The sequence below is a fragment of the Mesorhizobium sp. M0800 genome, assembly GCF_040320095.1.
Taxonomy (GTDB): domain Bacteria; phylum Pseudomonadota; class Alphaproteobacteria; order Rhizobiales; family Rhizobiaceae; genus Mesorhizobium.
This window is the reverse complement of sequence record NZ_JAMYOZ010000061.1, coordinates 1-13827: the sequence shown is the minus strand read 5'-3', so window position 1 is coordinate 13827 and position 13827 is coordinate 1. Positions and strand designations below refer to the sequence as shown.

The window sequence follows — 13827 nt, the reverse complement described above, 5'->3', positions numbered from 1 at the left end:
TGACCCACGGCACATAGTCGCCGGTCAGCATGTCCTCGAGCCACATCAAATTGTACTTCTCGACCGCGCGAGCGAACTTGATCGCATCGGGCAGCATCCAGCCGGGGCCGCAGTCTAGCGCCAGGCCGACCCTGTCGCCCAGGAAATGCTGGCGCGAATGAATGCAAAACCCGATCGCCTGCTGTTTCCGAAGAGCAATTTGAGGTGAACTTCCTCAGGCCACGCCCGGGCGGAGCCATCCCCCGCCCGCGTCGCGGCAGGCAAGCTCGGATACTCGAACGTGTGCGTCCAATCCTCCTGACTCGTTCGTATCGACATGGCTTGCGATCTCCGACTCAGGCGGAACCCATGATTCACAGCCGACCCCAAGGAACACTGTTGCCGCCCATCTAGCCGTCTTATCGGTATCGGCGAAGCCGCTGATCTGTGCTAAGCCGCCGCCCGAATAGCCAAAGGAGTACACCCGTGAGCGAGCCGACCGTGGCCGAGGCGACCGACAGCATCTATGCATCGCTCCGGGTGAACAATGCCGACATCGACGCACATATCGCGGCGCTCAAAGCAGCGCTGGCGCGAGAGGGGATAGAACAAGCGGTGTTCGATCCGACCAGGCTGGCGCAGAACAACCGTTCGGGCCGCAAGCTAATGCAGGCTTATTTTCGGCAGCGCGGCGTGAGCGTGAGGTTTTCGGCCTCGTAGGGGCGCACGCTGAGGCGCTACGGCCCGCCGGCAATCATTATGGTCCAAGATCCCGCGGGGAGTTCAGGCAAGTCCGCTTTTGGCTTCTGTAGGCCGGCATGCGGCTTCCGGCCCCGCCGACGTCAGAGCACCTAGGAAATCGGCCGACAAATGGTCAATTCAATCACCTGCCCCGGCTGCCGAGTACATCAGCGACCGATTCGCCGCTTCTGGCTTGCGGATTTGACCGGATCAATCGCATGAATCTGCCGCCTTGAGCGCTTCGGCGCGGTCAGATTTGTCTAACGCTCCTATCCATCGAACCGACGCGAAGAATCGTGGATAGTCGCCCGAACACAAATCGAACAAGCGGAGAAACGTCGCCACCCGATCGCCGTAGACGGAAGTCGCGGCGAGCTTCGCGTTGTTGATCGGAGAATCGAACCAGACATCGTATCTCCGGTATCCACGCCAGCGACTATCGCGCATCTCTCGGTAGCGCATCCGCAGCCGTTCGATCGCGGCTATCTTTGCGGCCCGCTTTTGCTCAGAGGTAGCGCTGTCGTCATAGACGTGCCTTAGCTCGTCTCGGGTCTGCGACACCAGCGCAAGAAATTGAGCTCTGCGCCTCCGGTCGGCTTCGTAACGGCGCAAACCGGCAGTATCCCCATTCGCGCGCAGCCATTTTCTTACACCGGTTGTTTCGACAGCGGCAGCGAACGCTTCGTTGAACCCGGAATCGTCCTGTACGTAGACGCGCTGGTGGGCCAGCTCATGGAACACCAGCCCTGCAAGACCCGCTTCATCTTGGCTGAGCATGGTGCTTAGCAGCGGGTCACTTGACCAGCCGAGTGTGGAATATGCAGTGATGCCCGTCACATAGACGTCCAGGCCCTGTCTCTGAAGTTCGACAGCGGTTTCAATCGCAGACCTTTTGGAGAAGTATCCTCGGTACGGAACGCATCCGAACACTGGAAAGCACCATGTTCGTGGCGTCAGCGAGAATTCCGGCGCTGCGAAGATGGCCCATGTCACCGCGTCCCGACCAACGTCAACATAGCTGCGGTAGCTATTGTTGTCCGGCAGCGCTAGTTCATCTATCGCAAACTGTCGGACGGCGCTCGCCGATGCCATTCGAGCGCGCAATGTCCCAGGGGTCGAAGGATTGTCGATCAGCTCTCCTACATCCTGGCGCGCCGCCATGATCTCCACGTGACCCTTCAAGGATTGTGCGTAGTAGGAAATGCTGGTGCAACCTGCCACGCCGGACATCACGATCATCGCAGCAACCGAACGAAAAAAAGCATGCATCATGCCCACGGCATCGCTCACACGTCCGGATAGGGCAAATGTCGCAACTACGCCCGGTCCCAAACAGTCGCGCCAATTTGGTTAAGATCCTGGATGGGGTTTAGGTTAGACGTTCGTCCTCGGCAAGATTGTCACAATTCGGTCACTCGCCGCCAAATTGCCGAATGTCCGGACACGGCGGACTGAAGCAACGCAGCATTTTCCACTTTGAGGCGAAGTAATTCTCAACTATGGTCCGCCAGGCTTTTGGCATGGGGGGGAATATTGCCGATGGTTTTATCACGCAGGGAGGTCGTGCTCGGCGGCCTGGCGCTGGTCGCGGTGGGTGCAACCAGCAATATTGCTCAAGCAGCGGCGGCAAAATCCTTTTTCGCCGGTACCGCCAGCGACAACAATTTTGTGTATCGCAAGACCAACTTCGCCAAGATCGACAAGAGATGGCATCGCCAGATCGTTAAGTATTTCAGCAGCGAGCCGGTCGGCACCGTCGTGGTCGATACCCGCCACCACTTCCTCTACGTCATTATGGAAAACAAGACCGCCATCCGCTACGGCGTCGGCGTCGGCAAGGACGGCTTCAAATGGTACGGCCGCGCGACGATCGACCGCCGCGCACTGTGGCCGCAATGGGTCCCGCCCCCCGAAATGCGTAAGCGCAAGCCGGACCTACCGCCCATGGTCGCAGGCGGCGCGTCCAACAATCCGCTCGGGCCGCGCGCGCTCTATCTGCACCGCAACGGCGCCGACACCGGCTACCGCCTGCATGGCACGCTGGAGCCGTGGAGCATCGGCACCGACGCTTCCAGCGGCTGCATCCGCATGTTCCCGGAAGACATCATCGACCTCTACCAGCGCTGCCCGATCGGCACCGCGGTGCAGGTCTTGCCGCACATCGCCGACCAGGCGCCCGCTTCCACCATTGTCGAATGATTGGCGCCTCATGAACCGCATGATTGAAAACACGCGCCGGCTGCTCGCCGCGGGCCTGCTGGTGCTGGCCGCATCCTGCTCGACCAGCAACACGCTGGCCCCTTCCACGCCCGACGTCACCAACACCGAGGTTGCCGGCTTCCAGAACGTGCAGCCGGGCAGCGAGGAGGATTTTATCCTCAATGTCGGCCGCCGCACCTATTTCACGCAAGGTTCGGCCGCGCTCGATTCTGTCGCCAAGGCCACCCTCGACACCCAGATCGCCTGGCTAGCAAAGCATCCGCGCTGGCTGCTCAAGCTGCAGGGTTTCGCCGACGATCCCGGCGCAAGTGAAATGGCGCTGTCGCAGCAGCGCGCCGATGCGGTGATGGACTACCTCGCCGCCGGCGGCATAGACCGCAACCGCATGTGGGCCAAGGGCTACGGCAAGGACAGGCTCGTCCGCGAGTGCCCCGACGCCGCCTGCAGGTCGCAGAACCGCCGCGTTGTGTCTAATTTGCGCGATGAGAGGGACGAGCCGTAGGGGGCTGCTGTTCTGCTTGTGACCCGAAGCAGAGTCTCACAGGCGACGGCGGTCTGCTGCCTTTCCGCCGCGTCGCAATCCAATACGACTCAACGCCGTTCTCCTCGCAGCCGGCTGCCTCGCCGCGACCGCCAGCTACTGGTTATCGGTCCGAACCCGAGATCGATACCTTGGCTATGAAGGCGAGGGCCGTCGCGTTGAATGCGTCCGGACGCTGTAATGGCGCGAAGTGACTAACGCCGGGCAAAATGATCAATTCGGCCCCCAGAATAGCGTCAGCCAGGTAGTTGGCATGCTCTTGCTTGATAAATTCGTCATGCTCGCCGAGTGCGATGAACACAGGCACTTTGATGGCGCCAAGGTCCTCTTTGGTATAGTTTGGCTGGGTTCGCATCATCAGCCCCACGGCGCCGACGAACTGGTCGAAGTCGCCTGGCGTGGCGGAGAGCATGGCGTAGTCTTTCCTGTGGCGACTGAAGCAACGATCGAGAAGCGGACTCGGTTCGATCTGCTTTGTGCCACCAGGATCCATGTTGCAGGCAAAAAAGAAGACGCCTGCCACGCGTGCTGGTGCCTTGGAGGCAAGTACCAGAGCGACGCAGGCGCCGTCACTCCAGCCGACGAAGGTAGCCTTGTCAAGGGAAAGGTGGTCCATCACAGCCACGACGTCAGAAGCCATGAGTTCATAGGAATATGCCCTGTCATCGCGGGTGCTGCGGCCGTGTCCGCGACTGTCGATCGTCACCACGCGGTGGCCCGCCGCCGCCAAGGCCGAAACCTGATATCCCCAGTTGCCGCTGTGGCCGAGTCCGCCATGCAAGAGGATGACGGGAGGACCGCTACCAAATGATGCGTACCAGATCAGGGCTCCGTCATGCTCTACTCGATCCTCGCCATCTGTGGCAGGGAGAAGGGCGGCCCCATGCTCAGCAAACCGGGTAAGATCGTCGTCATATAAATTCATATCGCGTTCCGTGTTTTCGAGACCTATGCACCCTTGGCGAATGGGGGCTTCACTATTGACACATACCGATCGTAAGGTATGAATATTCGCATGTCTAGGCCAACCAAACATGCTCCCGAGCGCGGTGATGCCCGAACCCGGCTCCTGGAAGCTGCAAGGGACACTATCCGCGCCAAAGGCTTCGCCTCAGCCAGCGTTGATGATCTGTGCAAGGCGGCTGCGGTAACTAAGGGGGCATTCTTCCACAGCTTCGGTAGCAAGGAAGCCCTGGGAATTGCAGCTGCGGAATTTTGGGCTAAGACCACCTCGGACTTTTTCGCCGCTGCTCCCTATCATCGCCCTCTCGATGCGTTGGAGAGGGTGCTTGCGTATGTCGCTTTTCGCAAAGCGATCATCACCGACGATCTGGCAGGTTCCAGCTGTCTGGTCGGAACGATGGCCCAAGAGACCTTCTCGAGTTTTCCCAGCATCCGCGATGCCTGTGGAGCTAGCATATTCGGTCATGCGTCCACGCTAGAAGCCGACATCGAACTGGCTCGCCGTGAGCGCGGCATCACGGATGATTGGACCGCCGAAAGTCTGGCTCGATACACGCAGACTGTCATACAAGGAGGATTTGTTCTCGCGAAAGCAGGGAATGATGCGGAGCTGGCGCGCGAAAGCCTCGCCCATCTGGAGCGGTATATCCGCCTCCTTTTTCGTGTTGCCGAAGACATGGTGTGAGCGAGATCGACCGAAACTCCATCAAACGCATGTTCTGCCGCCTCTAGGATCCACCGCGTGCAGCCCGATACGACTCCAAACGCCGTCAACGCATAGGTCCGTACCGCCCTAACACCGCAATCTGGCAGCTAAAGGATAATCCGTTCATTGAGGCGCTGTGCAAAGAATGGGGGACGACAGCCTGTCTGACCAGGCACGGGAGGAGCTACTTCCGCGGTCCGCGCTGGCCGAACGAATTGAAATCTGAATGAGGACGGCGTCGCGCGGGTTGCTCATCGCTTCGTATTTCGATCCGGCAGCTTCGCGCCTGATGTCGGCCATAGAGGCGAACTTTGCCTCCGCCCGGAAGCAGACACTGCAATTGACCACGCTGAAGGTCGTGGTCGCGCCAGAGCCTGCCAAGGCACAACTCGGCACACGAGGGCGAACATTCCGCTGCGGAAACAACTTGAAGAAACGCTTCGCGACCCATAGCATGCCGCGCCATGGTGAAATCTGATCGGGAGGTCAGTGAGATCGGTCGGGTTTTTGAGCCAGTGCAAGGTAGGGAGGATAATAATTATGGCTTCCGAAGTACAGGCAAACAACGGCGTTAACGTAGAGGCGCTGCTCGGCGCACGCGAAGCGCTTACCAACGCCCCGGAGGCAGCGCAGTTCAAGTGGCGCGCGGCCTGCGAATGGAAGGATGGCACCCACAGCCACTCGTCGGTCGAGAGCTTCTACGGTCTCGGCGAGGATCAGCATCGCAAGACCACCTTCACATTCGACGCAGACCATCCGGAGGTCTTCGCTTCCCAGGACAAGGGCGCCACGCCCGTCGAATACGTGCTGGTCGGACTGGCGAGTTGCCTGACCGCCGGCATCGCCGCGGTTGCCCAGAACCGGAACATCCAGTTGAAGTCGGTGAAGGCGACCATCGAAGGCGACATGGATCTCGCCGGAATACTCGGCATCGACAGCGACGTGCGCAACGGCTTCAGCGGCATCACGGTGAAATACAACATCGACGCCGACGCCAAGCGCGAGGACATCGAGGCTATCGTCGCTCAGTCGCAGAAGCGGTCGGCGGTCTATGACATTGTCACCAATCCGACGAACGTCACGGTCGTGGTGAATTGAAAGGCGCTTCGAACCGTAGACTCTCCTGATGAGAGGGTGCGATTAGTTCCGTCACCACAGTGATCGTCGGCGCGGGGCACGCGGGGCTCGCGATGAGCCGCTGCCTCGCGGAGCGCTCTATCGACCATGTGCTGCTGGAGCGCGGCGAGATCGCCCATACCTGGCGCACCGAGCGATGGGATTCACTGCGGCTGCTCACCCCGAACTGGCAGAGCCGGCTGCCGGGCTTCCGCTATGACGGCGACGATCCCGACGGCTACCGGACGATGCCTGAGGTGATCGACTTCCTCGGGAACTATGCCAAGGCGATCTCGGCTCCGGTCAGAACCCACACGACCGTTACCTCGGTTCGCAGCGACGGGGCGGGATATCTTGTGCGCACGGACCGCGGCGAGTGGCGGTGTCGGACCGTCGTGCTGGCGTCGGGCGCGTGCAACATCGCGCGCCTGCCCGACGTCGCCAGCCGCGTGCCGCCGTCGGTCGCCATGCTGACGGCACAGTCCTACCGCAATCCGGGTCAGGTCGCCGACGGTGGCGTGATGGTGGTGGGCGCGTCGTCGAGCGGCACCCAGATCGCACAGGAGCTGCAGCGTTCGGGGCGTCAAGTGACCCTGTCGGTGGGCGAGCACATCCGGGCGCCCCGCGTCTATCGCGGCAAGGACCTGGAATGGTGGATGGACGCCGCCGGCGTGCTCGACGAGCGTTACGACGAGGTGGACGACATCAGGCGGGCGCGACGGGTTCCTTCGCTACAGCTTGCCGGCACGCCCGACCGCATCACCCTCGACCTCAATGCGCTCGACGACCTCGGCGTCCGGCTCATCGGTCGTCTTGCCGGCATCACCGAAGACGGCAAGGCCCAGTTTGCGGGGTCGTTGCGCAACATGTGCGCGCTTTCCGATCTCAAGATGGCACGGCTGCTCGACCTCATCGACGAATGGGCGCGCGCCAACGGCCTGGACGCTACGGTCGGGCCGCCGGATCGCCTGCCGCCGACCCGTGTCGAGGACAACCCGCCGCTCGGCCTCGATCTTGCCGGAGGCGCTATCAGGACGATCATCTGGGCCACCGGCTACCGGCCGGACTACTCCTGGCTGGAACTGCCGGTCCTCGACCGCAAGGGCCACGTCCGTCACGACGGCGGTGTAGCGGAACATCCGGGCCTGTACCTGATGGGGACGCAGTTTCTGCGCCGCCGCAAGTCTGCTCTGATCGACGGCGCTGGCGACGACGCGCGTGATCTCAGCGATCATCTGGCATCGTACCTCGGGCAAAATTCAATCTGCTAGCAGAATCAACGTCTGAGACTCCAGAGGGAACAGGTTGGTTGCCGCGACAACCCCGAATTCTGCGCCCCTGCAGTCATATTCCCAAGTGCAGCTTTGGCTTCCAGAAGGGGCGGAACAACTCAATCTTGGGACAGCGGTTCATCACCACTTTCAAGCCCGCTTCCTCCGCCAACTGGGCGGCAGCGTCATCGCGCACCCCAATCTGACCCCACAGAACCTTGGCATTGATTGCGATGGCCTCCTGTGCAACTTCCAACAGATCTTCGGAGCGGCGAAAAACCTCAACCATATCCACAGGCCGGTCGATGGCCGCTAGTGACGCGTACACCTTAAGCCCTCGAATCTCAGCCAGACCGGGAGTGGGATTAACCGGGATCATGTCGTAGCCGATTTCGTGAAGCACCCTGAGTACCCCATAGGAAAATTTAGTTTTATCGGGGCTGGCCCCAACCATCGCGATGGTTTTGACCGATTTCAGAATGTCTTGCAGATAAGCCTCCGAATAGGGCTCATCATGATTCATATGGGTCATTTCTTTGCTTCCAACGGGGTCGCAATATCGGCTTTCAATTCATGAGCGGCCAAGGGGTCAAGGAAGGGGTTGCGATAGAGCTTGTCGTGGCTTTCAACGCCGACTTCCAGCGTGCAGTCGCTCATAGGGCGGGCAACGCAGAGGATTATATAGCCATTGGTGATCTGGCGGTTGTTCAGCGCCCGCTGCGCTTTTTGATTGACTTTGCCGCTGATTATTTTGGCCGCACAGGTTATGCAGCCGCCATACTTGCACCCGTAGGGCAGGTCCACGCCCTGCTCGCGCAAGCTTTGCAAGAGGGGCTTGCGGCGATCGACGTCAAAGGCCGCACCGCCTTGATTGACGAGAGTGATGGTGAAGTTGGTCATACCCAGATGTCACTCGTGCAATCACCGCCGGGATAACGGGTTTCGTGGCAGCGGCTTGGTCCATTTGGTTCCTCGCCAAAATCGACGACAAATCGCGGATCAATTTCCATGCCGCCGTTTTCCGTATCGCAATTGACCATCAGCATGCATCCGCCATTGGTGCGGATTTCCGGATAGAACTGATTGTCCCAGGTCGAGAAGAGCGAGGTCGTCACATAAAGGCGCTTGCCGTCGAGGCTGAGCTGTATCATCTGCGGCCCGCCAGTCACTTTCACGCCATTGACCTCAGGCGCACGTCCGAGAAGTCCGCCCATCCACACTTGTCCGGTAAGCTTGGCGTTGTGGGGGTCCGAGATATCATACTGACGGATGTCGCCATGCAACCAGTTGCACAGATAGAGGTATCTATCGTCCATGCTGAGCAGTATGACTGAGATAACGCCCGGTATCGGAATGGGCCATTCGGGATGCGGCTCATTTTCGACATCGACAATTTTTTCCCATTGCCAGTCACCCGCCGCGTCCTTCCACCAATGGATGATATTTGCAGAAAGGGCCGCGCCAACAAAGCCGTGACTGCTGTCGGGGTTATGATGGAATCGCACTTCCAGTGGGATCAAGCCATCTTCACCGAGATAGAATGTTTGCTTTGGCTCCTTCTTTTCAAAATCCCAGAAATGGATCTCTCGGCCATATTTCAGATGACCAACCTCTTCCAGGTCAAAGCCAGGCATGAAGGTATTGGGCGCGGCCCATTCCGAGCTGACCATTACGTTGTGTCGCGGCTGGTACCAGAAATCATAACCAAACTTGATCCTGCCCATGGAGTTTTCCCAGCGGCCGACAATCTCGAACTCCTTGCTGAGTTGCAAATAGCCGCCGGGGGCATTGCCCTGGGCGTCACCAAGCATGGAAACGATGATGTCCGAGCCGAGGCAATGCACCGTGTGTGGCGCCGACAGGTTAGTCCTGGCTTTGATTTCAGCGCCGTCTATCACCTTGAACAGTGTCGGGCTGCGCGGATCGGTACCGCAATCAATAATATGCAGATTTGACGAGCGCACACCCGGCACGATCAGATATTTCCGCTCCATGCTCGCATCGCCGTGGCACGACGAACAGGCATTCCAGCCCGAGTGATGAAGCTCATCGCCAATACCCGGCATTTGCAAACGCGAAATCACCTGGCTGTAGGTCGAACTCTCCGGGTCGACATCAATGGTGCACAGATAGTCCGGCTTCTGAATGCCCGTGCCGGTGTAGATGGCAATCGTATAGAGCAGCTTTTCGCGAGGTGCCGTCATCGCCTCGGCTGGAGAAGCATAGCCCGGTCCACAGCAATGATTGGTCATGGGTACTTCCCTTTGAACAGATCACTGGCCAGCCCCAAAGGGGCAAGCTGGAATGTTAGTGCATGCTTGGCATTGGCGCTATGGCCGGGGTGGCTTGTGAAGTGCGCACGTGACGTACAACTTGGCGACAGAGCCCCCGTGGGACCACCCAACGCCAGCTTCTTATCCCGAGGGAACGTTGGCGGAGTGATCCGGAGAGCAGTGCCTGGACCAAGCCCAAGTGAAAGCCCCCGGCTTCTTTCCACGGTTTCAAGACAGTATTCCAGCGGTCGGGAACGTCTGGGTTGGGTCAGTACGAGACTTCGAACCCCGGATTGGATGTCTGCATTCTCGCGCGTTCTTACCGCAATCGATCGGACCGCTTCCGGCCATTACCTGATCCTCAATCGCAATCGCGCATGGTCATCCTATCAGGTTGAGCTAACATCGGCGCAATGCGTGTGGGGTCTGAGCGGGTGTGCAAAATGAGAGCAAGTCTCCTTGCACTCGCTACCTCGACGCTGCTGAGCGAACCCAGCACTGCGTGCACGATGCCTGGTTCTTTGAGTGCGGAGGAACGAGCACTCGCCGACAGTGTCTTCGTCGGACCGTTGTCCGCTTGGATCATCCGAAGCAGAGAAAAACCGTAGCGCGCGGCGAATCCTCACGCAGCGGGCTGAGGCCACCCAAGCCTCCGGCTCAGCCGCTACAGCCCGTCAGACGCCCGACCAATTCCGGCACGAACCTCTGTCGCTTGGCTACATCCGCCAAAACCTGCTCTGCCTTTTTGGTTGATCGCCTGGGAGTTCGGCCGGCCTTCGCGAACTCGAGCCTGCCTCAGCTTACCTCAGCAACGACTGTCCCCGAGACCGGGTCGGTAAGGCCGAGGTCGCCGCCGAGGTCTTCGAGCATATCGCGGAACGTGTCGAGAATGCCGATCATCGACGGCCGCGCGGCGGCGAGGCTGTCCATGTCCTGCCACTCGCCGACAAAGCAGAATGTGGGCTCGCCAGTCTTGATCAGGGCGCCCTTGCGAAAGCCTGTCGCGTTGAGCGCGATAATCTTGTGCGCTTCGACGAAGGCCTTTTCTATGCTTGGCTTTGTGCGAAAGCGGACTACATTGTAGGCGGTCATAGCTTCCTCCGATCGATTGGAGCAGCAACCTTTTTGAGCAGCAATCTTCCTGCGGCAGCCATCCTACTACGGGGGGGCCTCCAGCACCATGTTGGACGGCGTCTCCGCGGTGCGGCGGAAGCGGTGAATCCACCGCTGGTGACGACCTCCCTCAGCCTTGCCTCTCCGGCCTGGGCGCCAGCCCCGGAGCCCGACATCCTGCGCCAGCGACGCGGGCGTGCACACAAAGGCGGAGGCGGCATAATAGGCGCGCCCGACGGGGTTAACAGCCAGATGATCGTGCGCGAACGGCTCGACGATGATCCACGTGCCGTCCGGCTTGAGCGAGCTACGAGCATGCGTGGCATGGCGTCGAGGCTGCCGATCTCCCCCACAACAACGGTACAACAACGGGGAGGTTGCGCTCTCTGCCAAAACGCGGCTCCGCCTCGCTTTTTTATTGATCACGACAAAAAAACAACGCTAACTGGCTCCCGCGAGGGGCCATGCTGACAAGTGATGAAGTGGGAGCGATCCCGTTGTTTTCGGGTTTGCCGGCGGCAGAGCTGGAGCGGCTGGCGCGGACAGCGGCCGATCTTCACCTCAGCCCCGGAGAGTTCGCGATTCACGAGGGTGGAGAGGCCGCGCTGTTTGCGGTTCTCGCCGGCAAGATCGAAGTCCTAAAGACCTTCGACGGCATCGAGCGAACGCTGGGTTGGCGTCTGCCGGGAACGATCTTCGGCGAGGTGCCGATTGCGCTTGGCTCGGGTTTTCCCGGTGGCTATCGCGCCGCCGAATCTTCCCGCGTCATGCGCATCGAGGTTCAGCAGTATTATTCCATCGCCGCGGTTTCAAAGGACGTGGCCCAAAAGGTCAGCGCGCTTGCCCGCGAGCGGATGGGCGGGCTGCAAAGCGTCACTGCCGAGCCGCAGAGGCCGCGCGTCACATTGGTCGGCCATCGCTGGGACACGGCGTGCGGCGAACTGCGCCGGTTTCTGGCCCGCAACCAGATTTCGTTCACCTGGCTGTTGCCCGACACGTCGGATGCCGAGGCTTTCTGGTCTGCCCTCGGCAGGCCGGCTCTCGATGGTCCCGTTGCCCGGCTGGCGGACGGGGAGATTATCGAAGCACCCGCCGTGCGCGATCTTGCCATTCGCCTCGGGCTGCAGACGCGCCCGCGCGGCGCCGAGTACGACGTCGCGATCATCGGCGGCGGACCGGCCGGTCTTGCGGCTGCGGTCTATGGCGCCTCCGAGGGGCTGCGCACCATCGTCGTCGAACGCGAGGCGCCCGGCGGGCAGGCGGGAACATCCTCGCGCATCGAGAACTATCTCGGCTTTCCAAGCGGCATTTCCGGCGACGAGCTTGCCAGCCGCGCGCTGCAGCAGGCAAAGCGGCTCGGCGCCGAAATCCTGGTCACCCGTTCGGTCGCCGGCATCGACCCGACGACGCACGAGGTGGTGCTCGACGGCACCGATGTCGTGCGCGCCCGCAGCCTCATGCTGGCAACCGGCGTCGCCTGGCGCCGTCTTGCCATCGACGGGTTCGACCGGTTGATCGGCAAAGGCGTTTATTATGGCGCCGCGCGCAGCGAGGCGAGCAGCACGCATGGGCAGGATGTCTACCTGATCGGCGCCGGCAATTCGGCCGGCCAGGCGGCGATGCATTTTTCCGGCCATGCGCGCAGCGTGACGCTGCTGGTGCGCGGCCCCTCGCTTGCCGACAGCATGTCCCACTATCTGATCGAGCAGCTCAGGGCGAAATCCAACGTAAAGGTCCAGCTTCGCTCCGAAGTCCAGGCCGTGCACGGCGAGACGCACCTGACGGCCATCGACATTCTCGACAAGACCGGCAACGAGGTGAGCCGGCACGAATGCGGCGGGCTGTTCGTGTTCATCGGCGCCAACGCCGAGACCGAGTGGCTGCCGGCCGACGTAGCGCGCGATGCACGCGGTTATGTGCTGACCGGCGACGACGTGAAGAAGGCCAGGCTCTGGTCGCATGGCCGCGACCCCTACCTGCTCGAGACCAGCGCGCCCGGCATCTTCGCCTGCGGCGACGTACGCCTGAGCCCGGTCAAACGCGTTGCCTCGGCGGTCGGCGAGGGCAGCATGGCCATCGCCTTCGTCCACCAGTATCTGGCCAATGAAGAGAAAGTAGACCGCAACCAAAGCTAGAGGGTCAAGTAACCAGAATGTCATCAGCCGGTCGATGCGGCGTGAAAACCGCCAATTAAGCATCGAAAGCACGCTTGAAGGCTGGCCGCACTTCGCCGCGGGCTACATAAGCGGAGAGGTTCGGATATTCGTCCAGTATACCCGATCCGTTCAACCTGCGCAGCACCGCCACCATCAGAAGGGTTATGCCAGGTCTCGTCGCGGGTCGTCAGCGGAAGGGCAGTTTTCTGACTAGGTCGTTCGAGAACCGGACCGTCTGCTTCCGGCCCAGAAACAGACCTTTGCCGAGCGGCGATCAGCTTGGCGCGATAACCTTACCCTCCTTCGCTTTTCCGCGGCAGACATCGGCCTGCGCGAGGTGGGGCGTTCGCTTGGGGGCGACTCCGGCGACGGCAAGTTTTGTTTCGTTCCGCCAAAGGGGTTTGCTGGTGTGGATCTTGTTTTGGGAGTCGCCTGTTGGCGCAGATGAGCCTACTTAGGCCGCTCCCGTGCGCGACCACTTTCCGCCCGATCGAGACGTAGAGCGCTCCCACGCGGTATAGTCCGAGCCGATGCGCCCGTCGGCTCGGTCGTGCCATTTCAAGACCCCCGGTGCTTTTCCAGAGCGGACTTTCGTCTATCGCAAGGAGTCGGGCGGATTCTCCCATAGCCGACAATCTGCTTCCGGCCCCGAAACGGTCATTCCGGACAGGTTGTGGGAAGCGGTCCGCGTGGTGCTGGGTGGCGCAAGAAGGATGGTTCAGCCGAAGAAGCCAGCATCCTCTTCCCG

The 13827-nt window shown here is 60.8% G+C and carries 14 protein-coding genes and 3 pseudogenes; 8 read left to right on the top strand and 9 right to left on the bottom strand.

The features are described 5' to 3' along the window. Positions 1–145, bottom strand: a pseudogene (locus tag NKI18_RS32800) (enolase C-terminal domain-like protein); the annotation flags it as partial. 320 nt (positions 146–465) lie between these two features. On the opposite strand from NKI18_RS32800, the gene NKI18_RS32795 reads away from it, so the two are divergent. Beyond that, complete coding sequence (locus tag NKI18_RS32795) at positions 466–699, top strand: hypothetical protein (protein WP_023679240.1); 234 nt, start codon at positions 466–468, stop codon at positions 697–699. A gap of 231 nt (positions 700–930) precedes the next feature. Here NKI18_RS32795 and NKI18_RS32790 read toward each other — a convergent pair whose 3' ends face one another. After that, a complete protein-coding gene (locus NKI18_RS32790; RefSeq protein WP_352622478.1) occupies positions 931–1992 on the bottom strand; it encodes an aminopeptidase in 1062 nt (353 codons plus the stop codon). A 267-nt stretch (positions 1993–2259) separates the two neighbouring features. On the opposite strand from NKI18_RS32790, the gene NKI18_RS32785 reads away from it, so the two are divergent. Together NKI18_RS32785 and NKI18_RS32780 are read left to right on the top strand one after the other, a co-directional pair. Next, positions 2260–2919, top strand: a complete 660-nt coding sequence (locus tag NKI18_RS32785; protein ID WP_352622463.1) for a L,D-transpeptidase — start codon at positions 2260–2262, stop codon at positions 2917–2919. Positions 2920–2929: 10 nt separating this feature from the next. Next, positions 2930–3442: an OmpA family protein gene (locus NKI18_RS32780; protein WP_352622464.1), complete on the top strand. Its 513-nt coding sequence runs from the start codon at positions 2930–2932 to the stop codon at positions 3440–3442. A gap of 142 nt (positions 3443–3584) precedes the next feature. Here NKI18_RS32780 and NKI18_RS32775 read toward each other — a convergent pair whose 3' ends face one another. Beyond that, positions 3585–4406: an alpha/beta fold hydrolase gene (locus tag NKI18_RS32775; protein ID WP_352622465.1), complete on the bottom strand. Its 822-nt coding sequence runs from the start codon at positions 4404–4406 to the stop codon at positions 3585–3587. 90 nt (positions 4407–4496) lie between these two features. Here NKI18_RS32775 and NKI18_RS32770 point away from each other — a divergent pair, with 90 nt between their 5' ends. From NKI18_RS32770 to NKI18_RS32755, 4 genes are all read left to right on the top strand, one after another. Further along, on the top strand, positions 4497–5129 hold the full coding sequence (locus NKI18_RS32770; RefSeq protein WP_352622479.1) for a TetR/AcrR family transcriptional regulator: 633 nt from the start codon (positions 4497–4499) through the stop codon (positions 5127–5129). Positions 5130–5397: 268 nt separating this feature from the next. Then, a complete protein-coding gene (locus NKI18_RS32765) occupies positions 5398–5628 on the top strand; it encodes a hypothetical protein (protein ID WP_352622467.1) in 231 nt (76 codons plus the stop codon). A 62-nt stretch (positions 5629–5690) separates the two neighbouring features. Further along, on the top strand, positions 5691–6248 hold the full coding sequence (locus NKI18_RS32760) for an OsmC family protein (RefSeq protein ID WP_023679231.1): 558 nt from the start codon (positions 5691–5693) through the stop codon (positions 6246–6248). Positions 6249–6307: 59 nt separating this feature from the next. Then, positions 6308–7537 (top strand): NAD(P)-binding domain-containing protein, encoded by a 1230-nt coding sequence (locus NKI18_RS32755; RefSeq protein ID WP_352622470.1) that lies wholly within the window; start codon positions 6308–6310, stop codon positions 7535–7537. Between the two features lie 73 nt (positions 7538–7610). Here NKI18_RS32755 and NKI18_RS32750 read toward each other — a convergent pair whose 3' ends face one another. From NKI18_RS32750 to NKI18_RS32730, 5 genes and pseudogenes are all read right to left on the bottom strand, one after another. Further along, positions 7611–8060: a CoA-binding protein gene (locus tag NKI18_RS32750; protein WP_352622480.1), complete on the bottom strand. Its 450-nt coding sequence runs from the start codon at positions 8058–8060 to the stop codon at positions 7611–7613. 5 nt (positions 8061–8065) lie between these two features. Continuing rightward, positions 8066–8437, bottom strand: coding sequence for a 2Fe-2S iron-sulfur cluster-binding protein (locus tag NKI18_RS32745; RefSeq protein ID WP_352622471.1), 372 nt, complete (start codon positions 8435–8437; stop codon positions 8066–8068). Continuing rightward, entirely contained in the window at positions 8434–9789 is a 1356-nt protein-coding gene (locus NKI18_RS32740) for a selenium-binding family protein (RefSeq protein WP_352622473.1), read from the bottom strand. Before NKI18_RS32740 ends, NKI18_RS32745 begins: the two co-directional genes overlap by 4 nt. An 816-nt stretch (positions 9790–10605) precedes the next feature. After that, entirely contained in the window at positions 10606–10902 is a 297-nt protein-coding gene (locus NKI18_RS32735) for a DUF718 domain-containing protein (protein WP_352622475.1), read from the bottom strand. A 66-nt stretch (positions 10903–10968) separates the two neighbouring features. Further along, a pseudogene (locus NKI18_RS32730) lies at positions 10969–11226 on the bottom strand (SAM-dependent methyltransferase); the annotation flags it as partial. 161 nt (positions 11227–11387) lie between these two features. Here NKI18_RS32730 and NKI18_RS32725 point away from each other — a divergent pair. Then, positions 11388–13058: an FAD-dependent oxidoreductase gene (locus NKI18_RS32725; RefSeq protein WP_352622476.1), complete on the top strand. Its 1671-nt coding sequence runs from the start codon at positions 11388–11390 to the stop codon at positions 13056–13058. A 55-nt stretch (positions 13059–13113) separates the two neighbouring features. On the opposite strand, the pseudogene NKI18_RS32720 reads toward NKI18_RS32725, so the two are convergent. After that, a pseudogene (locus tag NKI18_RS32720) lies at positions 13114–13239 on the bottom strand (glutathione S-transferase family protein); the annotation flags it as partial. Positions 13240–13827: the final 588 nt, after the last annotated feature.

Bases quoted from the DNA above. Each gene is read 5' to 3' on its own strand.
- NKI18_RS32725 (WP_352622476.1), top strand. From the start codon at position 11,388: ATGCTGACAAGTGATGAAGTGGGAGCGATCCCGTTGTTTTCGGGTTTG.
- NKI18_RS32740 (WP_352622473.1), bottom strand. From the start codon at position 9,789: ATGACCAATCATTGCTGTGGACCGGGCTATGCTTCTCCAGCCGAGGCG.
- NKI18_RS32770 (WP_352622479.1), top strand. From the start codon at position 4,497: ATGTCTAGGCCAACCAAACATGCTCCCGAGCGCGGTGATGCCCGAACC.
- NKI18_RS32745 (WP_352622471.1), bottom strand. From the start codon at position 8,437: ATGACCAACTTCACCATCACTCTCGTCAATCAAGGCGGTGCGGCCTTT.
- NKI18_RS32780 (WP_352622464.1), top strand. From the start codon at position 2,930: ATGAACCGCATGATTGAAAACACGCGCCGGCTGCTCGCCGCGGGCCTG.
- NKI18_RS32790 (WP_352622478.1), bottom strand. From the start codon at position 1,992: ATGATGCATGCTTTTTTTCGTTCGGTTGCTGCGATGATCGTGATGTCC.
- NKI18_RS32760 (WP_023679231.1), top strand. From the start codon at position 5,691: ATGGCTTCCGAAGTACAGGCAAACAACGGCGTTAACGTAGAGGCGCTG.
- NKI18_RS32785 (WP_352622463.1), top strand. From the start codon at position 2,260: ATGGTTTTATCACGCAGGGAGGTCGTGCTCGGCGGCCTGGCGCTGGTC.
- NKI18_RS32750 (WP_352622480.1), bottom strand. From the start codon at position 8,060: ATGAATCATGATGAGCCCTATTCGGAGGCTTATCTGCAAGACATTCTG.
- NKI18_RS32775 (WP_352622465.1), bottom strand. From the start codon at position 4,406: ATGAATTTATATGACGACGATCTTACCCGGTTTGCTGAGCATGGGGCC.
- NKI18_RS32735 (WP_352622475.1), bottom strand. From the start codon at position 10,902: ATGACCGCCTACAATGTAGTCCGCTTTCGCACAAAGCCAAGCATAGAA.